General features: G+C 35.2%; 19 protein-coding genes and 6 pseudogenes. 12 read left to right on the plus strand and 13 right to left on the minus strand.

Features of this window, described 5'->3' with window-relative positions:
- The first annotated feature begins 449 nt into the window (after positions 1-449).
- Positions 450-1,133, plus strand: coding sequence for a YetF domain-containing protein (locus I7822_RS18725; RefSeq protein WP_207980614.1), 684 nt, complete (start codon positions 450-452; stop codon positions 1,131-1,133).
- Positions 1,134-1,688: 555 nt separating this feature from the next.
- On the opposite strand, the gene I7822_RS18730 is transcribed toward I7822_RS18725, so the two are convergent.
- The 6 genes and pseudogenes from I7822_RS18730 to I7822_RS18755 form a co-directional block, all read right to left on the minus strand.
- Positions 1,689-2,204 (minus strand): DinB family protein, encoded by a 516-nt coding sequence (locus I7822_RS18730; RefSeq protein ID WP_207980615.1) that lies wholly within the window; start codon positions 2,202-2,204, stop codon positions 1,689-1,691.
- Positions 2,205-2,240: 36 nt separating this feature from the next.
- Positions 2,241-3,269, minus strand: coding sequence for a serine hydrolase domain-containing protein (locus tag I7822_RS18735; RefSeq protein ID WP_207980616.1), 1,029 nt, complete (start codon positions 3,267-3,269; stop codon positions 2,241-2,243).
- A 212-nt stretch (positions 3,270-3,481) separates the two neighbouring features.
- Positions 3,482-4,015 (minus strand): DinB family protein, encoded by a 534-nt coding sequence (locus tag I7822_RS18740; protein ID WP_207980617.1) that lies wholly within the window; start codon positions 4,013-4,015, stop codon positions 3,482-3,484.
- Positions 4,016-4,556: 541 nt separating this feature from the next.
- Positions 4,557-4,953 (minus strand): annotated as a pseudogene (locus tag I7822_RS18745) (VOC family protein).
- Positions 4,954-5,098: 145 nt separating this feature from the next.
- The gene (cysI, locus tag I7822_RS18750; protein ID WP_207980618.1) at positions 5,099-6,817 is read right to left on the minus strand and encodes an assimilatory sulfite reductase (NADPH) hemoprotein subunit; all 1,719 of its coding nucleotides are present in this window, start codon (positions 6,815-6,817) and stop codon (positions 5,099-5,101) included.
- Positions 6,818-6,844: 27 nt separating this feature from the next.
- Positions 6,845-8,665 (minus strand): assimilatory sulfite reductase (NADPH) flavoprotein subunit, encoded by a 1,821-nt coding sequence (locus I7822_RS18755; RefSeq protein ID WP_207980619.1) that lies wholly within the window; start codon positions 8,663-8,665, stop codon positions 6,845-6,847.
- A gap of 292 nt (positions 8,666-8,957) precedes the next feature.
- On the opposite strand from I7822_RS18755, the gene I7822_RS18760 reads away from it, so the two are divergent.
- Complete coding sequence (locus tag I7822_RS18760; protein ID WP_207980620.1) at positions 8,958-9,860, plus strand: LysR family transcriptional regulator; 903 nt, start codon at positions 8,958-8,960, stop codon at positions 9,858-9,860.
- A gap of 107 nt (positions 9,861-9,967) precedes the next feature.
- Here I7822_RS18760 and I7822_RS18765 read toward each other — a convergent pair whose 3' ends face one another.
- The 4 genes and pseudogenes from I7822_RS18765 to I7822_RS18780 form a co-directional block, all read right to left on the minus strand.
- The gene (locus I7822_RS18765; protein WP_207980621.1) at positions 9,968-10,507 is read right to left on the minus strand and encodes a VUT family protein; all 540 of its coding nucleotides are present in this window, start codon (positions 10,505-10,507) and stop codon (positions 9,968-9,970) included.
- A 1,056-nt stretch (positions 10,508-11,563) separates the two neighbouring features.
- Positions 11,564-12,661: a GerAB/ArcD/ProY family transporter gene (locus I7822_RS18770; RefSeq protein ID WP_207980622.1), complete on the minus strand. Its 1,098-nt coding sequence runs from the start codon at positions 12,659-12,661 to the stop codon at positions 11,564-11,566.
- A gap of 240 nt (positions 12,662-12,901) precedes the next feature.
- A complete protein-coding gene (locus I7822_RS18775; RefSeq protein ID WP_207980623.1) occupies positions 12,902-14,785 on the minus strand; it encodes an ABC transporter permease in 1,884 nt (627 codons plus the stop codon).
- Positions 14,760-15,227: pseudogene (locus I7822_RS18780) on the minus strand (ABC transporter ATP-binding protein); the annotation flags it as partial. The gene I7822_RS18775 and the pseudogene I7822_RS18780, both read right to left, overlap by 26 nt.
- 132 nt (positions 15,228-15,359) lie before the next feature.
- On the opposite strand from I7822_RS18780, the gene I7822_RS18785 reads away from it, so the two are divergent.
- The 6 genes and pseudogenes from I7822_RS18785 to I7822_RS18810 all read left to right on the plus strand — a co-directional run bounded on the left by I7822_RS18785 (position 15,360) and on the right by I7822_RS18810 (position 20,169).
- On the plus strand, positions 15,360-15,623 hold the full coding sequence (locus tag I7822_RS18785; protein ID WP_207980624.1) for a DUF1292 domain-containing protein: 264 nt from the start codon (positions 15,360-15,362) through the stop codon (positions 15,621-15,623).
- A 93-nt stretch (positions 15,624-15,716) separates the two neighbouring features.
- A pseudogene (locus I7822_RS18790) lies at positions 15,717-16,028 on the plus strand (hypothetical protein).
- Positions 16,029-16,106: 78 nt separating this feature from the next.
- Positions 16,107-17,372, plus strand: coding sequence for an erythromycin esterase family protein (locus I7822_RS18795; RefSeq protein WP_207980625.1), 1,266 nt, complete (start codon positions 16,107-16,109; stop codon positions 17,370-17,372).
- Between the two features lie 144 nt (positions 17,373-17,516).
- Entirely contained in the window at positions 17,517-17,714 is a 198-nt protein-coding gene (locus I7822_RS18800) for a hypothetical protein (RefSeq protein ID WP_207980626.1), read from the plus strand.
- Between the two features lie 369 nt (positions 17,715-18,083).
- Entirely contained in the window at positions 18,084-18,503 is a 420-nt protein-coding gene (locus tag I7822_RS18805; RefSeq protein ID WP_207980627.1) for a DUF1801 domain-containing protein, read from the plus strand.
- 295 nt (positions 18,504-18,798) lie between these two features.
- Positions 18,799-20,169, plus strand: a complete 1,371-nt coding sequence (locus I7822_RS18810) for a TrkH family potassium uptake protein (protein ID WP_207980628.1) — start codon at positions 18,799-18,801, stop codon at positions 20,167-20,169.
- A gap of 218 nt (positions 20,170-20,387) precedes the next feature.
- Here the strand turns inward: I7822_RS18810 and I7822_RS18815 are convergent.
- Positions 20,388-20,609, minus strand: a pseudogene (locus I7822_RS18815) (CorA family divalent cation transporter); the annotation flags it as partial.
- A 485-nt stretch (positions 20,610-21,094) separates the two neighbouring features.
- On the opposite strand from I7822_RS18815, the pseudogene I7822_RS30840 reads away from it, so the two are divergent.
- Positions 21,095-21,262, plus strand: a pseudogene (locus I7822_RS30840) (hypothetical protein); the annotation flags it as partial.
- Positions 21,263-21,352: 90 nt separating this feature from the next.
- Here the strand turns inward: I7822_RS30840 and I7822_RS18820 are convergent.
- On the minus strand, positions 21,353-21,523 hold the full coding sequence (locus I7822_RS18820; RefSeq protein ID WP_207980629.1) for a DUF3934 family protein: 171 nt from the start codon (positions 21,521-21,523) through the stop codon (positions 21,353-21,355).
- Positions 21,524-21,881: 358 nt separating this feature from the next.
- Between I7822_RS18820 and I7822_RS18825 the strand changes: the two genes are divergently transcribed.
- The 3 genes from I7822_RS18825 (at position 21,882) to I7822_RS18835 (ending at position 25,487) form a co-directional block, all read left to right on the plus strand.
- The gene (locus tag I7822_RS18825; protein WP_207980630.1) at positions 21,882-23,555 is read left to right on the plus strand and encodes a ribonuclease J; all 1,674 of its coding nucleotides are present in this window, start codon (positions 21,882-21,884) and stop codon (positions 23,553-23,555) included.
- A 603-nt stretch (positions 23,556-24,158) separates the two neighbouring features.
- A complete protein-coding gene (locus I7822_RS18830) occupies positions 24,159-24,794 on the plus strand; it encodes a pentapeptide repeat-containing protein (protein ID WP_207980631.1) in 636 nt (211 codons plus the stop codon).
- A 300-nt stretch (positions 24,795-25,094) separates the two neighbouring features.
- Positions 25,095-25,487 (plus strand): hypothetical protein, encoded by a 393-nt coding sequence (locus I7822_RS18835; protein WP_207980632.1) that lies wholly within the window; start codon positions 25,095-25,097, stop codon positions 25,485-25,487.
- Between the two features lie 79 nt (positions 25,488-25,566).
- Here I7822_RS18835 and I7822_RS18840 read toward each other — a convergent pair.
- Positions 25,567-26,462: pseudogene (locus I7822_RS18840) on the minus strand (carboxylesterase family protein); the annotation flags it as partial.
- Positions 26,463-26,593: the final 131 nt, after the last annotated feature.

The following is a 26,593-nucleotide window of genomic DNA, read 5'->3' on the forward strand; positions in this document are numbered from 1 at the left end:
TTTATTGAATACTTACCAATTTATTGTTTCTGTTTTGATGGTGATTATGTAAATTCAAATATAGTAATTTATTGGAAAAGGCAAATAACGCAAAGCATTACAAAATGTAAAATAAGTTGTAAAACAACAAAAAATGCACAGTTAAAAGTAAATAACAGCAGTAACTCTCAAGCAGAAAGCCATCATTGATCAAAACATAAATTTACGTTTATAGCTCTTGCCATTAATGGGAGGGAAATATGGAAATTGAAATGGTGTGATAATATTTATTTTCACCGGGAAAGAATAAACCCGAGGTTTTGAAAAATTCAGTGATATTAAAAGCTTATACCCACCCTAAATTAAAGTGGGGTACCTATTCATGATAAGAAATTTAATAAATTAGTCTTTTTGGTAATAATTATGACGATTTCCCAAAATTACTGGAATAGATTGGAGTATTTAGAATTATGAAGGTGATACCTTTAACATTAGAACTTATCGTTGGATTTTTCTTATTGTTTATTCTTGTAAAGTTTGTTGGCAGAAAAATCATCACCCAAATAACACCGTTTACTTTTATTGCTGCCATCGTATTAGGAGAGCTACTTGGAAACGCCTTATATGACCAAAACGTCGGAGTAGCTTACATTATTTATTCAATGTGCTTATGGGGAATTTTACTTTATATTGTAGAATATCTTGGTCAAAAGTCTTTATTTTTTCGAGGTATTTTTGAAGGGAAACCGGCTGCTCTCATAAAAAACGGGGTTGTCGACCGGGAAGAGCTGAAGAAAAATCGGATGAATATCAATCAGCTTCAAAGTTTGCTTCGGCAAAGTGAAACCTTTTCGATTCGGGAAGTTGCATTTTGTTACCTAGAGGCAAACGGATCAATTAGTATTTTAAAGAAATCACAGTATCAAAAAACAACGTTGGAGGATTTCAACCTTTTAGCTAAGCCTGTTTACGCTCCAGTTACTCTCATTCGTGATGGGCAAGTATTGTGGGATGAAATAAAGGATTTAGGATTTGATGAATCCTGGTTAAAGATGCAACTTCTATCGCAAAGTATCTCTGATTATAAAGATATTTTTATAGCTGAATGGCTGGAAGGAGATGGGATCTTTGTACAAACCTATCAAAAAACATGAATTTTATGTCTAAGTTAAAACACTATATATTGAGTTTCTATTTTATAAGCATAAACGATAGTACGTTCCACAAGAAAATTCTTTCTTGGTAACATATTAAATAAATCTTCTTTAGAAATCAAAACTCACCCACCTAACGAATACTTTTTGAAGAAGGTTTCAAGCAGAAAGCTTGTTACAGGGTATTTATATATATTTTCATCGTCTAAAAAATGCTCTTTTTTAAAAGATTGTTGTTTTTTTAATAGTTCTTGAACAAAAACCGTTTTAGGTTGATTAGAACGGATATGCGAGACTCATGCGGGAGCAGCGGGACAGGTGAGACTCATGCAGGCACTGTGCACCGAGGAGGCTCACCACTCGCCCCTCGAAAAAGCGAGCATCCTCTCGTTGCAATCAACCATTCACAATACTTGTTATATAGTAACAAAATTTGCGAAAACAGCAATTAAAAAACACACGAGAGCATTTATGCAATCTCGTGTGTTGACTTGCTAATTGCCATTGATGTGAACTTGTTAGCTGGTGGATAATCAATGGGCGATATTGCCTGTGTTAGCTCTGATTATTCGAATATAGATATAATCCATAATCTTGCATAACAGAGGTGTGTCCCATTTGCCGCAACATTGTAGCTATACTGCCACGGTGATATGATCCGTGAGTGACAACGTGTAAGATCGTTTCAGAAATAGAGGTTTCAAGCACCCCTGCATATGGATTATCAACCAAAATTACTTTTTCACTATCCTCTTGATTGTTCAGGAGTGCCTTGTATTTTTCAGATAAGTCTAAAAAGTTCTTTTTCATTTCCTCAATACAGCTTGTTTCTATCAGTTCTCTTAATTGATCAGTGGAAGCCATTGCTTCATTCATATTTCTTCTACCTGAGATAATTTCAAACCATGTGTAATCAGTCAAATAAATGTGAGACATCACCCTAGAAACCGAAGAAAAACCACTTTGAATGTCCTTATGATAAATGTCCTTTGGAAGTTCTTTTAAACGGTCAAGAATAACTCCATTTGCCCAAACGTGGTAGTCGTACATTTTTGATGAAGGATGCGCCATTTTCATTCCTCCTCTTTTTGCATGTCCTTAGCTTAATTATGCTTTCTTTTTCATTAGCTCTTCTTCAATTCCGTTCATCATTTCATATGCCCCTGTTGACTTATTTGAACATACAACGATTTTTAGGGATAAATCAGGATAAATAGCAGCGTGAAAGCTAACTCCAGGATCATAGCCCATTACATGATATTTAAAGATGCTATTTGCTTTTTTCTTGATCCATATTCCATAACCATAATAGCTATCCCCTTTGACTTGAGTATGAGCTGTTAGTAGCTGATTAGTAAGCGCCTCGTTCAATAATTTATGATTCATGAGAGCTCCCCATAGCTTTATCATATCTTGAACAGTTACAAATGCTCCACCGTCCGAACCACCTTGTACAGGTAGTGAGTAGATATTCGTTTTCCATGTTCCATCTGAATGATCGATGTATCCAAGCGCTGTCCTTTCCGGAAGAGAGTCCAACGCAAAATATCCTGAATTTAACATGCCAGCTTCTTTAAAAATACGTTCTTCAACGTAGTCAGTAAAGACACACCCACTTGCTTGTTCGACTACCAAACCTAACAAAATATACCCTGCATTATTGTAGTGAAAGCGCTCGCCGATTGGTGAATTCATGTTCTTATTTTGAAATAAATGCAAAAAGTCTTTCAAACATCTGATTTGATACATTGGGTTTTTGACCCACAGTTCCTCAAAGTCACCCATTACTTCCTCATCAAAATAATCCGGTATTCCTGCAGTATGTGTCAGTAAATGATGGATGGTGATCCTTTCGTCAAAATGAGGAAACTTTAAATCTAGACATTCGCTTAAAGTAGAATCGAAAGAAAGTATTCCTGCTTCCACAAGCTGACAAATTGCTATTGAAGTAAAGAGCTTACAGCCTGAAGCTATACCATACCGGGTTGCTGTTTTATTTTTAATTTTTTCAGAGCGATTAGCGTAACCATAGCTAACATCTGCGAGAATCCTTTCCCCATCCACAACAAAAGCAGTACCTGAGAAATGCATTTTACTTTGAATACTTTCAAGCCTTTTTATCATTTCTATGTTCATTTATATACCTCCAATCTTTACAGTGTATATTTGCAATATCTTAAGTTGATAGGAATTGATAACTAATCATATAGTAACGGTTACTTTACATATATAAAACAGAAAAGAGATTACAAGGTTTCTTTATAAAGACTTGTTCTGTATATAATTGTTACATGCATCTAAATTCTTTCGATTAATCACTACTTTTCAAGTATTGTTATTTATTTTCCTTATAACGGATAGTCATTAGAAGCAAAATAAAATTCTTTCATAATATTGCAATGATGAAGTTCATGGCCAGCAAGAATACTAGCCATTGCACGTACAGTAACTTCTGATCCGTTTGCGATCCCTCGTCTCAACCAGTCTTCTGGATTAAGACTCTTTAACAATTGCAATGTAGCGTTTCTAACAATAGTTAAATTTAATACAAGCTCATTTATGGTTTGTTTATCAAACGCGGCATTTTGTACATAAACATCCTTATCATAACGGGGAAGCTCCTTGTTTTCCCCTCTCGATATACAAAGAAGTGTATAACCTAAAATTCGCTCAGTATCTGTAAGATGGCCAATTATTTCTTTCACACTCCATTTATTAGGAGCGTATCTAAACAGCCCCTGTGTTTCAGTTATATTCTGAAGCAACATGTTCGTCTCCTTAATTTGCTGCTCCAATATTGCTACTATATCTCCATCAGGTAATAAGTTCACGTATCTTGAAAAATAGGCGTCATATTCCTTGATTCCTGGTCTTTTCTCCACGATTTTCATTCCTTTCACTTTTATTAGAAGGACACTTTACTTGTTTTATTCGTCATTCCTTCTGTTAATCCCTCCAATTTGTTATAAAATTCCAATTCAATACAAGTAGTAATAGGTGAATAAACAACTTAGAGGAACGAGCTATCCCTTAAATGATGTAAAGAATTTGGTTGGAATTTTTCACTAAACTAAAAATACGTTACCACATTTGTAGTAACGCATCTTGATAATTTGTATTAGCAATTTCCTTGTTTCACGAAACCTTTTCTCTTCCATTCGTTATGTATAATGAATGTGAGGTGATACTATATGTTTAATTAACTGGATTGTTGTATTTTTATTGCTATCAAGCTCTTGCTTTTTCACAGGATATGCTTTAAAAACAATATTTGTATACTCTCCAATTTTCGGGTGGCTTCTAGGTTCTACTTTACATATTACTGCTACAGTTTTTGCAATTAAAAGATATATAGGTCAGTACAAATAAATAAATAAATAAATAAAAGCAAGAAAAAATCTCTCCTACTCCAATCTACATAATTTACTTTGGGAGAGTAAGCTGCCATGATACACCGAATTTATCAACAATCCAACCAAACTTCTTACTAAAGGAATAATCATCTAAAGGCATTAGAACGCCTCCACCATCAGATAATTTCTAAATAAAGTTGATCAATTTCTATTTCAGTATCACATGTAATATACAATGAAAACGAAGGGGTAAACGTAAATTCATGCTTAACATTACTATCAATGCACATAAACTCCTGTCCCTTTAAAGAAAAGGTAGCATGCATAATACTTCCCTCTTCACCAGCTTCATTAGCTCCATAACGTGTCATACTCGTTATTTCTGAATCTTCGATCGATGATATGTAATAATTCATAGCTTTTTCAGCATTGCCTTGGAACATAAGGAATGGTGTAACCTTTGACATCGTAATTTAGCTCCTTTTTCATAAAAGATTCTGGTCTGTTGCTATTTATTTTCAGTATAACAAACTGCCTTCAATTGCCCTAGTCTATCCTTTTTCTGAAAGTAAAAAAGAGACAGGGGTGTTTTCCCTGTCTCTAGTAACTTAATCAATTATGAAAATTCGTGCCATCTGTCGTTGCTTTAATTACTTCTGAGCGAATGACAAAGTCACCGAAGTGTTCGCCTTCTGTGCGCTCTTTAGCGTAGCGAGAAAGAAGTACACGAAGTTCACTTAAGATTTCTTCTTCGCCAATGTTTTCGCGGTACATTTTGCTAAGACGGCTACCATCAAAGGCTGCTCCTAGATACATATTGTATTTTCCAGGGGCTTTACCGATAAAGCCAATTTCACCGAGTGCATGGCGAGCACAGCCATTAGGACAGCCCGTCATACGGATCGTAATTTCTTTATCTCTTAAGCCGTTTTCATCAACAATGGCATCAATCTTATCAATTAGACCCGGCAAGTAGCGTTCTGCTTCTGCCATCGCCAATCCACACGTTGGAAGAGCAACACATGCCATTGAGCTGCGGCGAAGAGCAGAAAAATGCTTACCATCTGTCAAACCATATTTCTCAATTAGTTCGTTGATTTTTTTCTTTTTCTGACTAGTTACATTTGCAATAATTAGGTTTTGGTTAGGTGTTAGACGGAAATCACCAGTATGAATTTTTGCGATTTCTCGTATACCAGTCATCAATTTATAATCTTCAAGATCGGTAATTCGTCCACCTTCAACAAATAACGTAAAATGCCATTTACCTTGAACACCTTTCACCCAACCATAGCTATCACCGTTATGGTCAAAATGATATGGCTTAGCTTCACCTAAGCTCCAGCCAAGGCGGTTTTCAAGTTCTTCCTTGACAGTTTCCAGTCCAAGGCGGTCAACCGTGTACTTGAATCGAGCATTTTTACGAACAGAGCGGTTTCCGTAGTCACGCTGTATCGTAATAATTTTCTCCGCTACATCATAAACTTGATCCGGAGTACAGTAGCCGATTACTTTTGCAAGCTGCGGATAAGTTTCTTTATCACCGTGGGACATACCCATACCGCCGCCAATCGCAACGTTAAAGCCAACCAGCTTGCTATCTTCAACGACTGCAATTAATCCAAGGTCCTGTGAAAAGACATCAATATCATTTGATGGCGGTACAGCAATACCGATCTTAAATTTACGCGGCAAATAAAGCGGTCCGTACATTGGCTCGACTTCTTCTATTTCAGGTGTAGAGGCCACTTTCTCTTCATCTAACCATATTTCATGATAGGCTCTTGTGCGTGGCAATAAATCATTACTCAATTTTTTTGCCCATTCATATACTTCTAAATGAACGTCAGATTGATATGGATTTGAGTTGCACATAACGTTACGGTTTACATCACCACAGGCAGCAATCGTATCCATTAAGGAAGCATGGATTCCCTGAATCGTTTTTTTCATATTCCATTTTAAAATACCGTGCATTTGGAACGTCATACGTGTCGTTAGTTTCAAGGTGCCGTTACCATATTTTTGAGAAAGATCATCCATAGTTAGCCATTGATCAGGTGTTGCTACACCACCCGGTAATCGAACACGTAGCATGAACTGATACGCAGGTTCAAGTTTTTGCTTTTGGCGCTCATTACGAAGATCACGGTCATCCTGCAAATAGCTTCCATGATGCTTCATTAAGCGATTATCATCATCAGAAATTCCAGCGCTGAGCGAATCTAGCATTGATTCTGCCAGTGTGCCTCGCAAATAGTCACTTTCTTCTTTAATGCGCTCAACATCACTTGGCTTTCCTTCAGGTGCTTTTAAAATTTTGTTCACCATGTTGAAAAAACTCCTTTCACTTCAAAATCAATATACATCACGCTGATAGCGTTTTTGTTGTTGCATGTCGGCAAGATACTGTTCCGCATTTTCACGGCTCATACCGCCTTCTTTTTCGATTATATCAATAAGTGTTTGATGGACATCATGTGCCATGTTTTTCTCATCTCCGCAAATATAAACAGCTGCTCCTTCTTGAAGCCAAGCGAACAATTCTTTGCTTTGCTCAAGCATGCGATGCTGTACATATACTTTTTCTTCCGTATCACGAGAAAACGCAACATCCATTTTCGTCAGAACACCCTCATTTACCCACTTTTGCCATTCTGTTTGGTATAGGAAGTCTGTGACGAAATGCTGATCACCGAAGAATAACCATGATTTCCCTTCAGCCCCAACTTCTTCACGCTCTTGCATAAACGAACGGAATGGCGCAATACCTGTCCCTGGACCAACCATGATAATTGGTGTCTCTGGGTTTGATGGCAGCTTAAAGTTTTGATTATTTTGAATGTAAATCGGCAATGTGTCCCCTGGTTGTAAACGTTCCGCACATAAAATTGAGCAGACGCCTTTTCGTTCACGTCCATTTGCATTGTAGCGAACAGCCCCAATTGTCAAATGCACTTCATCTGGATTCGCGGAAATACTGCTAGCGATTGAATAAAGTCGTGCCGGCATTTTGCGAAGAATGGAGATAAACTCTTGTGCCGAAGCATTCCACGGACCAAATTCGCGGAGCAAATCAAGCAAATCGTGACCTTGCAAGAATGCTTTTACTTGTTCTTCATTACCTGGAGCTACAAGCTCTTGTAACGCTTTATTTGCTGAAAGCTTTGCAGCTTGCTCAAGAAGTGGTTTTGTTAAAACCGTAATCTCAAAGTGAGAGATGAGTGCTTCTTTAAGCAGACGAACCTCGCCTTGTTTATTAACCGTCACACTTTCATCTGGATTCCAATTCATTTCCTCAAGTAGTAACCCTACTAGCTCAGGATCGTTTTCAGGATAGACACCAAGACTGTCACCTGGTTCATATGTGAGTCCAGATCCTTCAAGTGATAATTCAAGATGACGCGTTTCTTTATTTGAGCCGCGACCATTTAAATTTAAATTTTCAAGCACTTCTGCTTTAAATGGATTTGTTCTAGAATATGCTGATTGACCTGTTTGAGCTGTTGTAACTTGAGTAGGTGCAGCACTTCCACCCTGTGCTTCACTTAAGCCGCCAAGGACGCCTTCAAGCCATTCTGCTGCAGGCTCATCATAATCAAGATCACAATCAACACGTTGAGATAGCCTTGTGCCACCTAGCTCTTCTAAGCGCTGATCAAATTCTTTTCCTGTATGACAGAAAAATTCATATGAGCTGTCTCCAAGCGCCAATACTGAAAAGCGGAGATCGTCAAGCTTTGGAGCACGTCTGCCATGAAGAAACTCATGGAAAGTTAGCGCATTATCCGGCGGATCGCCTTCTCCGTGTGTGCTCACAACGATAAGAAGATTTTGAACTTTCTTCAAATTATTTGGTTTAAAATCGTTCATAGACGAGACGGTTACTTTAAAGCCTTGCCCTTCAAGTGTCTTGCCTGTATTCTCTGCAAGTCCTTGTGCATTACCTGTCTGTGAACCATAAAGAATGGTCACATCTTTTGAAATTGTCTGCCCTGTGCTCGCGACTGGAACTTCTGTCACTGGAGCTTCTGTTGTTACCTGAACGGATGAGGTCTGGCTCGCGGCAAGATACCCACTTAGCCAAACCTTTTGCGATTCTGTTAAGCTTGGCAGAATGCGGTTAAGGAGCTCTGCCTGCTCCTGATTAAACGGACTGTTCAATACCTGAAGTTGCAACAATATCCACCTCACAAAAGAATATAAACTTATTCAGTCATTATTCTATTAATAATGACTGATTTCTACAATTCTTGCAATTCACTTTTTACAGAAAATATGATTAATTTCATCATAGTTTTACTATTCCTATAAGTCAAGTTGGTTTTATCCTTATAAGCTTTTTTAAATGCTTCCATTAGAACTATCGTAACAAGTTTAATAATTAAACTTTACCGGAAAACATAAAATTAGTAAAATAAATATAAATTATCACAACTATTAAAATTCCTAATAATAAGGTGGACTTCCTTTGCACTATGACACGCTAAAAACATTTATTACTCTTGTTGAAGTTAAAAACTTTACAAAAACAGCAGAAATCCTTCGTATGTCACAGCCTAGTGTCAGCTTACATATTAAAAATTTAGAAACAGAATTCAATACGACATTATTTCTACGCTCACCTAAGTCCTTAAAAATCACCCCAACTGGCGAGATTTTATACGAACGTGCGAAGCAAATGATCACAATTTATGAGCAAACAAGACAAGATATTCTCGAACATCATAACTCCATTAAAGGAGAATTAAAGATAGGTGCAAGTTTTACAATCGGTGAGTATATTTTGCCTTCTTTACTATTAGATCTTCAAAAAAATTTTCCAGAGCTTGAACTTCAAGTTATCATTGGAAATACAGAAGAAATTGTCCAATCTGTTCGGTTATATCAAGTAGATATCGGGTTAATTGAAGGACATACAAATGAAAAGGAAGTTTCTGTACACGCCTTTATGCAGGATGAATTATTTATTGTTTCATCCAACAATCATTCACTCACCTGTAAAGATGAAGTGACAATTGCTGATCTTCAGGATCAAGACTGGGTAAACAGAGAAGTTGGCTCAGGTACACGTGAATATTTTAATCACTTCATACGATCAAATGGCTTAAAGGTCAAATCACTTTTAACGATAAGCAGTAATCAAGGAATTAAAGAAACACTAATAAATGGTACGGGACTCTCGCTTTTATCCCGCAGTGTAATTGAAAGGGATGTGCAGCACAAAAATCTTGCGATCATTCAATTGAAAAATCAGCCCTTTAATCGAACACTTTCCTATGTATATTCTCCAATCATGCAAGATAAAAAGAATGTTAAAACATTTATCCATGCATTAAATAAAAAATGGCCTAATAGATCCAATCAACCATAGGAAGGATGCTCGACCTCGAAGATGCAGTAATATTTATTTCTTACAAAAAGAAAAAAGTCTGGGAATCATTTTGATATCCAGACTTCTAATTACCATTTTTTTCTTTTTCAGTTTGTTTTATGGCCTTTTTCTAAAACCAAATGAACCTGACTTAAAACGATCGCTCCAAGTCCTTGTATAACTGTCTTTACTATTATTTGGCCAATAATTACAGCCGGAACAGCTTCCCATGGGAGAAAATCCGCTCCAATTGGACTCAAACCAATGATGACAAATACAACAGAATCTAAAAATCCTCCAACCAAGCCGCTATAAAAAACACGCCAGCTCATTGGCAGTTGCAAGCGTGTATAAATCTCTGTATCCGTTGTTTCAGCAAGTAAGAAAGAAATAGCTGAAGCTAAAACAATGATTAATGTATCACCTAATAGAAAAGATACAAGTGCTGAGAGGATTAATGCTATCACAATAAACAAATACGTCTTTTTTCTACCATATTTGTTTTGGACAAGATCACGAAAAATAAACGTTGCACCGATTAACAATGTGCCCATAGGTACAATAAAAACCCAAAATTGTAGTGGTGCAAAAGCTGCTGTGATGACGTTTGCTAGGATGATTGAAACTAGATAGAGTGCTATTCTCATTTTTTACCTCCGTGCTTATTTTTCATAAAGCTAACTATATGAAGATGTACAATCATTCAAAAATACGATCATTATACTATTTATTTTGTTATTAATCTAATTAAGTTAATTATATCTGTATTTAAAAAAGAAAACAGACTACCCCATTCAGATATGAACTTGGGACAGACTGTTTTCTTTGTTTGATCCTATTTTAGAAGTATGTATCCAAATCTCAATTTACCTTCTTTGGCATTCAATAATCAGTAATCCATTCTCAACCAAATACTCGTATAGCTCTAAGAGTTTATTATAATTATAAACCTTCATGTCATCTCATTTATTTTAATATATTCTTTCTTATTATCAAAATCATAGATATTTTCCCCAGAATCCTCATAAAGGGCACCCACCCCATTACAATTAATTTAAATTTTTTTTGACTTGTTAAATTATATTTAAATGAAGATCAAATGAGAGTTTATCAATAATAAGTGAGTTAGGGATTTCATACTTTTCCTGAGTCTTTAATTAGGAAGTCTTCATTTCACCAACTTGAAATTTAAAACTCATAGCTCTCCCTATAGATGAAATTTGATATGTGATTACGTCAATTTCACTCATCCTCAACATCAATTAAGTAAACTTAATTTTTGAAACCACCAAGTTCTTCAGCTTGCTTTTTTCTTATCTATTCTATTTCATTGATCGTAGAGCCATGATAAGCAGCTAACGCATGGATAATCTCTATACATCAACAAGTTCCTCAAGTGAACTTTCCATATCCTTTGCTTTCACAAACTCTCTTAATTTTTCAAAGACTTTTTCTTGTCACTTTTTTATGTAATCTTCATTTGATAAAATTCGAGTATTGTGTATTTTTTACCTGTTTTTTCAAATACTTCTGGAATTTTATCTCTTATAAGCTTGTTATTAACTTACATAATTGTCTCTACTCTCTCTACTAATACATTCTTTTTTAAAAAACCAGGTCATTTCGCTACCCTTAAGTTTAATGATTTAATATTATACAATTACTAGACATTTGAAAAAAGTGCACCTTGAATTAAATCAACACTATGAATAACTAATTTTTTTGCGAATAAAGGCAATGCAAAGCAGTAATATTGGTACAATAATTTGCAATGGTACATGGACATATATTGGAATATATTTAATACCCGATTCTAAAAATTCTACAAAGTTATCTCCAATTAAAAGTGATAAGGCTGAAATTATAGTACAAATTCCAAGTAGTACGGAATGAGTTTGTTTTAACTTAAATAATTGAGAGATGCCAACAGCAGCACCAAATGTCCAACAACCTACTTTAAAAAACACACCTGCTACCATCATTAAAATAACTAAGGCATCGAAACGCTCAAGAAAGTCTGCAATAGATACCATCTGAGCAGATTCAAGTAGAGGAAAAAAACTTTCAGTGTAAATTTCTGGCCCTAAAACCGATAACATCATGATACTATTAATCACTAATAATAAACCTGAAAATAGTATTACGGATAAAGCAACCTTTTTTATATGCTGTTTTTTATTTACATAGGGTAACAACATTGTGATGATAATTGATTCACCAAATGGAAAGGTTAATACACTTGGGAATACCTCTTTCACTACTGGTTTAAATCCATTTCCTAATATTGGGGTAAGGTTATTAATAGTAAATCTTTCAACAGTTATTAAGAGTACCCAAATAATAATGACTGAAAATATATAAATGGGAAACACGATTTCTCCCATTCGACCAAAAGTCTCTATTCCCCCTCGCAAACAATAAACCATCAAAATCATAAAACTCCCAATGACAATTGCTATTGGCATTTCATCTAAGATTGATGAGGCAAGCAATTCACTGAAGTCTCGACAATTTCTTGCAGCGATATATGTAAAATAACAAATATAAATAATAATGACTGGATATGAAAGATACTTGCCTATTATTTTAGGGAGCATTTGAATCAATGAATCTTCAGGATAAAAAACCGATAATTGTGTGTATACTCCCATTAATATAAGACCACAAAACATAGCTAATATAATAACAATCCATGCATCTTGCTTTGCTCCTGATCCTAACCCTAGAACAATCGCTGATCCACATTCGAATCCTCCTAATACGTAAAAGAGTTGTAGTGCACTTATTTTTTCTTTTTTCATTTAATCACCCTTAAACGAGCAGCTTTTCACGAATAGTATGTTCAATAATGGTAAGGATATTCAGTTAGGGGTGACATTAGGAAGCTAACTACAGCTTCAAACAGAAGAGTTTTCAAGATTGAATTTTTTACGAATCATTAGGCGCTGGAGCTAGATATAAAAGTGTTATTCTCAGTACAAGAATTATATAGTTTCCAAAACGAAAAAACACCCAACAGAAAACTTGTCAGGTGCACTTCTCTAAATCACAGCTCGAATCTGCTTCGTATAGAAAAACCTTACAATAAAAAAGTAAACAACCTGTATCAAGAAAAAGATACTCAGTACAATTGCAGACTCATTGAACAGATTGTATTGAAACATATTTGATAAGGCGGTAAGAGCCACTGCCCCATGGATTAGAGCGATGACGATTGGTGCGAAGAACAAAAGAGCTGTTTGTCTGTTCAGCACCTTCTTCAGTTCACCTTCTGTTAATCCCATTTTCGCGATTGATTGGAATTTTTGTTTGTCTTCGTCTAGATCAGTGTATAGACGGAAGTAGAGAAAGCTTCCTGATGAGACGAAGAAGACGATTCCGATAAATAATCCAACAAACAAGATCGGTCCATACTGCTTGTTTATTTCGTATACTTCATAGTCAACCGAAGTGTACTGATAGTCTTCAGTATATTTCTTAAGGTTTTTCGCTAATATTTTCCCAACTTGGACCAATTCTTGCTGGGCACCTTTTGCATTCCAAATAAAGAGATCTTCTTTTTCAATTGGTTCTTTTAGTTGAGTGAAATCCTCATCGGTGACCACATAGTAAGCTAAGTTTCCAGGTATGGACGCTGATTCGTTCTTTTCTATAGGCTTAGCAGCGCCAGACTTTAACTCAATCGGTTCATTCATCATTTCTTCCGCTAGTCTATTATTAAATAGCATATACCCTACCACGAGTGCTTGACCATTTTCAAGCTGGATGGAATCAGTATTTAGCAGTTCGGTGAGGTGGTTATAGTCTGATTGCTTGACGATAAGTGTAGGTACCTCTCGATCGCTTAAATCGAAGTAACTTAGTGTCATGTTTGCCTTCTTTGTTTTCACTTTCTTTTTGCTTAGTTCTTCTTCAATTAAAGCGATATCCGCCTCTTTCGATGTTGATCCAGCAAATGATGTGTACGTAATTGAATAGGGATTTGTATCCTTCAATCCACCTGTGATTAACGATTGAAACCCAAAAAGTGATCCGATTGCACAAAAGGATACAGTTGAAATGATCGCAACCATAAAAAATGTCCGTGCATTGTCTTTCATACGAAAGGATAGATCTGAAAAGAGAACCATATTTGTTTTCTTCCAAAAGATTGCTTCTTTGTTTTTAAGCTTTCTAATGACATACACATTTAATTGAGTAAATAACAAATAAGTGCCAATAATCACGACGATCACAACTGGTACCATGACCACTGTAACAGCCATGCCTATTGCAAGTAAAGCTGTAATGTAGCCGCATCCCAGTAATAGAATCGCGACGATTGTCAAGAAGATCGAGGCCTTTGGTTCACCTTTCGACCTTTTGTTTCCTTTAATAAGGTTGATTAGCTTTCTGCTTCGTAATAAAAACGAAACTGAAAAAGAGATAACCAAAAAGAGTAGGATAAAGGAAGCAAATGTAGCTAAAATAGCCTTTAATGGTAAATAAAAGTTAAGATCTGTACCGATGACTAGGACATTTTCCGCAATAAGTAGAATCACTTTGGAGAATACCAGACCAAGCGCAATTCCACCTAGGGTAGCGAAAAATCCAATTAGCATATTTTCTAGAAACACCATCGAACGGATTTGTCTCGTTGACATCCTCTGAATCATCAAGATCCCAAATTCTCTTTTTCTCGACTGAATAAAGGAGCCCATTGAGTAAAGAACAAAGAAAAATGAAAAGACATAAATAATCCCTGCTGCAACAGTTAAACCAGACGTTACATGCTTATTCATCTCAGGTCCAGTTAACGCTGGGTGAAACGCAAAAATTGCAAATGTAAAAAAGACCATGACTGTAAACATACTACTAAGAAAGTATGCGGCATATAAACGTTTATTTCGGGTGACATTGTTAAACGCGAATTGACGAAAGGTCATTTGCATTACCTCCCAACAGGGAAAGAGTATCGATGATCTTCTGGAAGAAGGCTTGACGATTGTCACCGCGATGGATCTCGGAATAAAACCTTCCATCCTGAATAAAGACGACACGATTGCAGTAGCTAGCCGCAAGTGGTTCATGTGTGACGAGCATCATCGTTGTCTGTAGTTCACGATTAATGGATTCTAGCATTTCCATGACATCTTTTGATGCTTTAGAATCCAGATTCCCAGTTGGCTCATCTGCAAGTAGTAGCTTCGGCTGATGAATCATTGCGCGCGCTATCGCTGCTCTCTGCATCTGTCCACCTGAAATTTCGTAGGTGCGTTTTTTCATTATGTTTGTAATTCCAAGTTTTTCAGCAATCGCTCCTGCTTTTTGTTTCATTTCGCTAACTTGATGTCCATCTAATGTTAATGGTAAGACGATGTTTTCTTCTGATACATTGCTTTATTTTCTACGTCGCTAAACGGGCGCTTGCGCTATTGTTCCTTTTTGGTTACTTTCCCCACTTTTCAAACGACATTTTGAGGAAATAATAATGTTAAAAAGCATGTGAGGTGAAAAAGTTTGTCCCATGATTATATAAGAGATTGGATTACTGTTGAGGATGATGACGGTAACAAAAAGCAGTTTGTCGTTGAAGCATTATTAGCAATGGAAGAAAATACCTATGCATTATTAAGATCAGAGCATGAGCTTGATCATGCGATTGTTATGCAAGTCGAGAATGAAGATGACGAACAGTATCTTATAGGCATAAATGATCCTCTCAAAAAAACAATGGTTCTTGATGCATATGAAATTGCAGTAGAGGCAAATCCAGCAGATTAAGTTGTTAGGAAGAGGGAACAAATCATGGATGCTAACATTATTGATGTGATAGATGAAGATCTAAAAAACCAAATTAAAAAAGAAATTAATGGAATGACTTTCACAAAAAACTTTCGATCTCCAACTGCAGAGGAATGGTATATTTTCTTACCAAGCTATAAAGATCCCGTTTCAGGTGGTGCACCTGGTAAAACCATCATCCATTACAATCTGTACGATACAAAACATATCTTTATTAACACGACGATTATTTTTGATGATCCTGCATTGCATAAAAGCGAATGACATCGGCTTGTTTATGCAATTTCAGATGAAATTGTCAATCGCCTTGTTGGTTATGCTGATACTCTTTTATCTGTTCATTCAGGTGAGAATTCATACAATGCGGAATATAAACAACAATAAAGTGAAGATTTCCACCAAAAGGGTTTACACTCACTCGGTTAAAATGGAAAACGAGAACAAATATAGAGGGATGAAACTATGAACAATGAACTAATACAAGCCATTAAAGATTATGCAAAACCCTTAACCAATCTCAATGACTTCAACTCACTTCTTCATGAGATTGAGATGCAAAAATATGTATTATTAGGGGAAGCATCACATGGGACGTCTGAATATTATAAAATTCGTGCTGAACTATCTAAAAAGCTTATTGTAGAAAAAGGCTTCACCTTTTTAGCTGTCGAAGGAGACTGGCCTGCATGCCAACATGTAAACCGTTATATTAAAGGCTTTGATCAAGTCACTCCAAATGCTAGAGAGGTGTTACAATCCTTTAACCGTTGGCCTACTTGGATGTGGGCAAATGAAGAAATGATTGAGCTTATTGAATGGTTAAAGGAATATAATCAAAAGCAACCTAAAGATACGCAGGTTGGCTTTTATGGAATTGATATTTATTCTTTATGGGAATCAATGGATGAAATTATCAAGTATTTAGAAAAAACCCATTCTCCCCAACTCGAAGATGCCAAAAAAGCATTTACATGTTTTGAACCCTTTAATCGCCAACCTGAAAAATATGGAGTGTCTGCTGCCCTTTATTCAGAAGGATGTCATGATGAGGTCATCAAGCTTTTAACAGAAATTTGTTTAAATAAAAATAAACAATTAGACTCCGCAGAGAATCGTTTAAATCTTGAAGTAAATGCTCTTATTACAGCTAATGCTGAAAATTACTACAGAACAATGGTAGTAAATGATAACGAATCCTGGAATATTCGCGATCGGCACATGGTTGAGGTAATCAATAAAATTAGTGAGTATTACGGCAACCAAGCAAAAGGAATCATCTGGGAACATAATACACATGTTGGTGATGCACGGGCAACTGATATGGCTGCTGAAAGTATCGTAAACGTTGGACAATTACTAAGGGAACAAAAAGGGAAAGAGGATATCTTTATTGTTGGCTTTGGAACACATCGCGGGACAGTCATTGCAGCTGATCAATGGGGGGTAAACTTTGAAAAAATGATCATTCCACCAGCTGAAGCCGGAAGCTTCGAGGATGCTTTGCATAAGGCTGGTCCTAGTGATAAGCTATTAATCTTTAACGATGAAAACCATCATAAATTTAATCGAACGATAGGTCACCGTGCTATTGGAGTCGTTTATGATCCTAAATATGAACATTATGGAAATTATGTACCATCAGTCATATCAGACCGGTATGATGCGTTTGTTTATGTTAATTATACGAATGCTCTTACCCCACTTAAAGTGGAGGCAGTTTTTCTATAAATGCTTTAACATAAAGGTTGCAGTTTGAATCGTTTTCTAATGCTAGCTACAATTTGAAAAAAATATAAAAAAAGACTAGAAATAATTTTCAACCTTGTTATAATGCTTATTGAGTACATGACATTATATTAAAGGTGGTCGATTATGGGGAATACTTGTAGGTATGTTGTCAATGCGGTTGGTAAATGTGGAGAAACATACTATACCCAATTTAATGATAAAAAAGAACTTAAAAATTGGATAACTGACCATCAAGAAAAATTAATTATGAATGAATTAAAAATTGTTGATAAAGAAATTCATCCACTCTTAAAATGGTTCAATCCTAAAAAAATGATGTAAGTGCCTATTATTAAAAAAATGGAAAAAAGGTCCAATTCCAATATGAATTAGACCTTTTTTCATTATCCTGGGATCATTGATATGCTATAGACATTTTTCAAAAAACGTTATACATACATCCTGATCGAGGAAACTAAACTCATTATTTCCCCACTTTTTTAACAAGACAGCCATTGTGCCTATTACAAACTTAACATACGAAGTATGTTTAATAGAAGTAACTATTAATGCTAAATAAATGACAAGTTTGCTTTACCAACGATTCAAGTCTGTTGGGGAAGGATAAAACCCTTTTAATGTAGAAATTATAAGTATAGGTAATAACATCACCTAGCTTCAATTCCTTTAGAGAAAGGATAGATTTTAATTATGTACGAGCTCAAAACAAAAGAAACCGACAACAGTGTTGTTGAGTTTATTGAACTTGTCGAAAGCCCTAAAAAACGTGAAGATGCTTATAAATTGTTAGATATTTTCACTGAAACGACAGGATTTAATGCAAAGATGTGGGGCCCAAGTATTATTGGGTTTGGTGCTTATCATTATAAATATGAATCCGGTCACGAAGGTGATGCTCCACTCGTGGGCTTTTCACCACGAAAAGCAAAAATCAGTTTGTATTTTGCAACAGGTGACACAAAACGTGATGAATTATTAAAGGACTTTGGAAAACATACTACAGGAAAAGCGTGTGTATACATAAATAAAGTAGCAGATATTGATGTTAATATTTTAAAAGTGCTAATTAATCAGTCAGTGAGATTTTTAAAAGAAACGTACCCAGATTAAAGCAATCTAAAATGTGGCTTTATCTATCACATCTGTAATGTAGATTGATTCTTTCATAAAATGGTCCATTTAAATATAATGTAAACAGGAAAGAGGTCATTCTTAGAAGGAATGACCTTTATATATTATGGCATAATAAAATTACCTACATGAGTTATTCCTGCCAAAATTTTCACCTTTTTATACCAATCTTTAAAAGAATGCCCATGTTAAATATCTATTTTCCAGGGTAAATAACAACAAGTAGATTATCATTTCTAAATGAAAAGAACGTAATGTTAGGGGATATTTAACGATGGTAAAGTCCAATAAAGTGAAAAGATTTATCCTACCTTTAAAATGGGAAAGAATTAATCCTGCACAAACATTGTCACTAGGATTTTTGTGCCTTATTGGATTAGGTACTTTGTTACTCATGTTACCCTTTGCTACAAAAGATCGACATCACTTATCTTTTATTGATGCATTATTTGAAGCAACCTCTGCTGTTTGTGTTACAGGATTAGTGGTAGTAGATACTGAGACGACTTTTACCCTTTTTGGTCAAATTGTTTTAATGGTATTAATCCAAATTGGTGGTCTTGGTTTTATGACTTTCGGAATCATTATTGCGATTGTTTTAGGGAAAAACATAGGATTAAAAGGAAGACTTATGATTCAGGAATCTTTAAATCAACTTTATATTGAAGGAATGGTCAGACTTGTTAAGTTTGTTGTTGGTTTCACGTTCATAATTGAAGGAATCGGAGCTGTAATCTTAGCCATTCGCTGGTCTCACGATTTTGGCTTTCCAAAATCATTATTCTATGGCCTATTTCATTCTATTTCGGCCTTTAATAATGCAGGCTTTGACCTAATGGGAGAGTTTCGCAGTATAACGGGATATGTTGGTGATTTTACAATCATCTTAACACTTAGTTCCTTGTTTATGATTGGAGGAATTGGATATTTCGTCATATTAGATATTTTCAAAAAGAAATCATGGAAGAAACTTTCCTTACATACAAAATTAGTCCTTTTAATGACATTAATTCTTAATTTACTTGGAACAATCCTGATCTTTACTTTGGAGTACAATAACCCCGGAACATTAGGAGGATTGTCATCTCTAAAAGATAAAGTGTTAGGTGCTTATTTTCATGGGGTAGTTCCTAGAACAGCAGGTTTTAATACGTTGAATTTACCGGAGTTAACGCTAAGTTCCCAATTTGTTACGATTTTGCTAATGTTTATTGGTGGAGGCTCTGGAGGTACAGCTGGTGGAATTAAAGTTACCACTTTTTTCATTCTTATCCTTGCTGTTTGGACTGTATTGAAAAGAAGAGAAGATGTTAACATAATGAACAGGAGAATACCAAAGGATTTAATCTTTAGAGCATTTTCCATCACTGTTTACTCGACAGCCGTGGTATTTTTGATTTTGTTTATCTTAACGATTACAGAAAATGCTCCTTTGAATGTTCTAATTTTTGAAGTGGTTTCTGCGTTTGGAACCGTTGGAATGTCGCTAGGGTTAACACCTGAATTAAGTACACCAGGTAAAGTAATCATTTCATTTCTTATGTTTATAGGTAGAGTAGGCCCACTTACTTTAGCCTTTGCTTTAGCTAAAGAAAATAAAAAACTGCCTTTTAAGTATGTTGAAGAGAAGATTATGATTGGATAAAAACAAAGTAGAGGTTAAACTCAAAGGGGTTGAGCTATCCAAACAAAACCTGAATATAGTATCTTTTTACATTGAGAGTCTATATATTGTTTTGGAGGGGTCAACCCTTATGGTTTTGAGTCCACCTCTTTCTAAATTGAAGTAAATAATAAATTTATTTTATTCTCCTTTAAAGATGTTCTTGATTTGATAGCCTCCGTTTTTTAATTAAACCAACCTTACTTTTTAGTCCATAAATACATCGCGATTCTAATACTAAACATGATAGACAGGATCAAAAAATACCCTAAATTCCAGCTTAGTTCTGGCATATTTTCAAAGTTCATTCCATAAACCCCTGCAATAAAAGTAAGTTGCATAAAGATTGTGGTAATAACTGTAAGAACTTTCATAATGCGGTTTGTTTGATGTGAGTTCAATGAAAGGTAACTATCCCGTATATAACGATAAAATCTCATCCATTGTAACTTTAATTCTACTGCTTTCCACTTTACTTCTTCTGGGTAGTGAACTCTTGTGCCTATAAAGAAAAACACCTCCAAAATCGTTTAGATTACTAATACGACTCAAGGGGTGTTTTTTCCTTGTCTCATTTTACTGGGTCACTCTATTTCAGTAAATGAGTTCTTTTGTTCTGTATTGTCGCTGGAATTATTCATAAAGTCCTGGAATGTATAAGCTTGTATTGCTTTGTCCTAGTTCCTATGGAAAGAGAGCGAAATAAAGGAAGTATATATAATTTGGTTAATCGTTATATTAGTAACACTTGGCGGAGGTTTGGGTGTTTTTTGATCCTTAAAAATCATCCACTTAGTTATGGATTGATTTTTATCGTCCATTTTATTTTTTCATTATCCATATTTTTATTTTTTTATTGGTTTGGTTTTTATCGGTATTGTTTTCGCCTCTACTATGTGCGGGAAAGCTGCCATATACAATTGGTGGAGGAATAGGACAGTCTAGATTATGCATGTTTTTACTAAAAAAAGCTCGTATTGGGGAAGTTTATGCTTCTGTTTGGAATGAGCAATTATTCACGAGTGCAAAGAAAGGAATATTGACCTTTTGTAAGGAAGTTCTTCTTAAGATCTAACTCGAAGACTTCCGCTTTGTAAAGGAAACAATTCCCGAAGAGGTAAATATTTTGTGTTGTTCGTTTTTATAAGGGGTTCATATTCTACTATTATGTATCCCCTTTTCTATGATTGGCTGTATCTGCATTGTCCGAGTGTTTCACACCTTTGCTTTTATACGGTTTGTTACTCTTTGCTTTATTTTCACTAGCTTTCCAACGCGTCCAACCCTTTTTGCCTGTTCCTCTACCAGTTCCACTTTTACCTTTAGCTTTACTCATATCATCACTCCATTATTATTTAAAATACCAATCTTGGATCTATATTATACTTTTCACTTCAATATTTAGTCTTGCATGTAAGCAAAAAAGTGACATGCTAGTCCACTCGAGAATCCCTTCAATCAGTCTACCTATAATCGCAATAAAAAGATAGCGAATCTTTTTTTTATTCGCTTTTACTATCTTACGTCTATATTAGCATAAGTTAGATATAGTGAAATGATATGGAATTACCCCATTAGCTATAATATAAATAATCAATTTTAGTACAATCTGTAATACGAGCATAAACTCGCTAATAATTGATCACTCAATGGGAATATTAACAAATATATATTGAACCTGGGAGGATATAACCTTGAGCACAACAGAGAATGTTTTATCTATTTTCGCCTTAGGCGGTTTAAATGAAATCGGAAAAAATATGTATGTAATTGAGTATTCAAATAATATTGTGATTATCGACTGTGGTAATAAGTTCCCTGATGAAAGTTTGTTAGGAATTGATTTGATTATCCCTGATATTACCTACTTACTAGAAAATAAAGATAAAATAAGAGCATTAATCGTTACACATGGACATGAAGATCATATCGGAGGAATCCCGTTCTTCTTAAAAAAATTAAATGTACCCGTTTATGCCACACGTTTCACACTAGGTTTAATTGAATTAAAATTAGAAGAACATAAACTTTTAAGGGATACTGAGCTGATTGAAATTGAATCTAGCTCAAACTTAAATTTCGATGAAATAAATATAACTTTTTTCAAAGTGAATCATAGTATTCCTGATTGCTTAGGGGTTGTTTTTAACACACCTGAAGGAAAAATCGTACATACTGGGGACTTCAAGTTCGATTTGACCCCTGCGAATAACGAGCATTCGGATATTCATAAAATGGCAGAAATCGGAAAAGATGGCGTCTTCCTTCTACTGTCTGAAAGTACTAACGCTGAACGTCCTGGTTTAACCCCATCGGAGCAAATGGTAGGTAAACATGTTGAGGATGCCTTCATGAAAGCAGAACGCAAAGTAATTCTTTCTACGTTCGCTTCTAATATTAATCGCATTCAGCAAGTTGTGGATGCTGCACAAAAAACAAATCGAAAAATAGCTTTGCTCGGACGCAGTATGGTAAATGTAGTGGATGTTGCAATGGAACGTGGTTATTTAACAGTTCCTGATGGTATGTTAATTGAACAACAGGAAATCAATGAAATGGCCCCTGAAAAGGTAGCAATCTTATGCACCGGGAGCCAAGGAGAACCATTAGCAGCACTTGCCCGATTATCTACTGGAAACTTTCGGGGTGTCGACATTTTACCAGAGGATACGGTTATTTTTGCAGCAGGTCCAATACCAGGGAATGAACGGAATGTCACACGGATCGTAGACAACTTACTTACACTTGGAGCCAAAGTGATTTACGGAACAGGAAGTTCATCAGGAATGCATGTATCTGGCCATGGCTATCAAGAAGATTTAAAACTAATGCTTACACTAATGAAGCCAAAATATTTTATTCCTATTCACGGTGAATATAGAATGTTACACCATCATCGATTGTTAGCCGAATCCGTTGGAGTAGGGCAAGGAAACACGTTTATTATGAATAATGGTGATGTTGTAGATATTACAAATTCTATTGCCCGCCAAACTCGGACAATACCAGCAGGCAATACCTTTGTGGATGGGATAGGTGTCGGTGATGTCGGGGACATCGTGTTAAGAGATCGCAAACAACTTTCTGAAGATGGAATGGTCGTGATTGTTTTAACGATGAGTAAAAGGGAAGGAAAGCTAGTTTCTGAACCGGACACCATTTCACGTGGTTTCGTGTTTAACAGAGATTCCGAGGAACTCATAAGAGATGTTAATCGCCTTATTACAAAAACTGTTAACGATCTTCAAAAAGGGAATAAAAACCAATGGAGTGTCATTAAACAAAGTTTAAAAAAATCTGTAGGCCAATATTTATATGCTCAAACTAAGAGAAAGCCAATGATCCTTCCTATAATTATTGCAATTTAACATGGGAGTGGAAAGTTCCTTTAGCAGGATTCTCTGAGGCAAATTATCATAATATGAAAAGGAATAATAAATTATAACTTTTGCAACACAGTTGAATAATAAAGACTAACTAGGCTAGTTATGTAACTAGCCTTCCTATTTAATTTCAATCTTAAATTGGTTTAGAATATTATCCCCCAGCACTACTCGGTACATAATTAGATTGTTGCCCTTGTTCTCCTACTATAGTGGATGTTTCATGTTTTTCTATATCTGAGTAAAAACAATGGTACATGCTGTATACTATACTTTTATTCTATGATTGAAACCACCCGAAAAATTCAGCTTTTCTTAAATTATGTGATCTAGGACTTAAAGAAGGCTCACCATAAGGCTCCAGGACCGCCAGCGGAAATAGAACGCCTGCAGCGGAAATCAACAACCTAGTTTAACAGAAACAAAAAAAAAAGAATATATTCCCCAAACTACCATTGTTAAAATGTAGCTCATTGCACATAATCCCCCTCAAAAATAAAGACTATTATTAAAATTAATAGTTCCTTATAGTTAACCTAAGAGGATTTGTTAATATGAATTCCTACTATAAGTTAGAGAGGTAGCTTTATGAAAATTGAATCACCTAAAATACCTAATGATTTACCTTTAAGAAATTTCAATGACATTTTTTATGAGGAAGATCCTGAACTAGAATTGTGTCAAATTAATGATTCTATTTTTGATAACGAAATATTACCTAGGGTTCGTTTATATAAAATGATCATAAGGAATTGCAAGTTTAACAATACTGATTTTTCAAATATTGATATAACAGATGTATTTTTTGATAACTGCGATTTTTCGAATGCTAAAATGCGAAATTCTTCTATACATAGAGTCAAGTTTGCGAATTGTAAATTACTAGGTGTGGATTTTACGGAATCTAGCTTTGGCAATATTGAGTTTAATGATTCTTTACTTAACTTAGCATCAATCGGGAATTCTAGGCTTGAAAAAGTTAAATTTCAAGATACTTCATTAGAGAGTTCTGATTTTTATGAATGTTTATTTAAAAAAATTGAATTTAAATCCTGCAACATAAACAGTGCTAGCTTTGAAAGAACCTCACTCAAGGGGATAGACATTAGTACATCTACTTTTGAATCACTTACAGTCTCTTTATCAGACCTAAAGGGATGTAAAGTTTCTACTCACCAGGCCATTCAATTTGCTGCTCTATTGGAATTAATAATCATTGATTAATTCACTTAAACTTTGAAGATACAATTTACAAATTTGATAAAATATTTTTAAACAATGGTTAAAGCAAAAACCACATTCATCTCGAATGTGGCTTTTTCGATTTGAGAAAATCGGAAGATAGAAAAATTAATAATTGATTATTAGTTATGATGCTAGTTTTACAAAATAATAGCTAAACAGCACTTCAGCTTAATACATATTTTCCAATCATCATAAATCTCAAATGGTTGAATATATTCAATTTAACGTTATTAAAATTAGGTACAGCTTATAATACCTCAATTGAAAATGGAGGGGAAAATGAAAAAGTTAATTAGCATTAAACTGGCAAGTAATATAATAATCACCATTAATACAATTGCGCTTTTCATGCATCTCCTGATACTTCTAAAAATTGTGCCATATGATTTTGTATGGGGAGGACGCTTAAAGAGTGAGGCAGATTTAATCATCTTTGAAAGCATATCTATAGTTGTGCAATTACTATTTATTACAATTGTTGCTGTAAAAGCAGGATATGTTTTTAAAGGAAAGTTCAAAAAAACTGTGAATGTCGGAACATGGGTAATGTTTGGACTTATGGTGCTTAACACAATAGGCAATTTAGCTTCAGTCTCCGGCTTAGAAACAATAGTAATGACTCCAATAACATGTTTGCTAGCACTTTTGATATTCAGAATAGCAATTGAATAAAGTTACAAAAAGACCGAAAAACGGTCTTTTTCCTTTGGCTAAAAATCTATAACAAAAGATAAAATAAGGAGGCTATTTTTTACTTATTTAATGATTGTGCAGCCACCCACTTCGTGATTGTCATAGTTTTTCCATTAATTGTTGATTCTACTTCGTTGTTGAATACATAAATCCATGACCAATGACCCCTGTATTGATATGGTGTGCCATCAGCATTTTTGTAGAGGCCTGTAGTGTCGTGCACATCATCAAATAAAGTTAATTGAACATCTTGTGCACCAGCTTCGACCAAACGATCATATGTTAGAAGGGTGTTCATTTCTGGTAGTAAAGTTGTATCATTTTTAGCAGTAACGAACCCAATTGGAGTCTTTCCAATGTTCTGGATATCTGCATCAGTCACTAATGAATCGTTTAAGCCTTCACATACTGGGAATGAGCTGCAAAGTACCCAGGATAATCGCGTACCATAAGCATTGTCATATATCCGCCATTGGATGCCCCACCAATATAAATTCTATTGGGATCAATATCAGGATTATTAGCCACATAATCTTTGATTAATGCCAAAAGTGCTTCTTCATATTTAGAAGTTCCGTCCCTCCACCAGTCAGATAACCGTGCATCCATCTAGTTGGTGTCTGAGGTGCTAGTACATAGGCTCCATTAAAATGAGATTGTATGTCATCAGTGATAAAGTTAACGTCTTTATTTGCAGATAATGGAATAGTTGCATCTGCACCACCTTCACCACCCCATGTAACCAGATAATTAAAGGATTCTTTCCCTTGTCTTTCTTTTGGTGCATAATCCGCATAAGTTAAAATAACACCATCTTCAGTTGCTTTTCCAGTCGAAATCATCTACAAGTTCTCTTGTTTCTCCGTTAAACGTATTAACTACGATTCCTGAAATTGTTTCTGATTTCAAAACAATATCTTGCACTTGTGTAATTGTATATTCTGAATTAATCCATACAACCTGTTTCCCTTAAAATTCCATGTCTCAGGCTTCGCCTATAAGAAAAATGAGTTTAACACATAGAAAAGTCACTTGAGTAGTGATTCGGGTGTGGATAGGTGAAACATTTACAATTATTGGATCTT

It is taken from the genome of Metabacillus bambusae (genome assembly GCF_017497975.1).
GTDB lineage: Bacteria > Bacillota > Bacilli > Bacillales > Bacillaceae > Metabacillus > Metabacillus bambusae.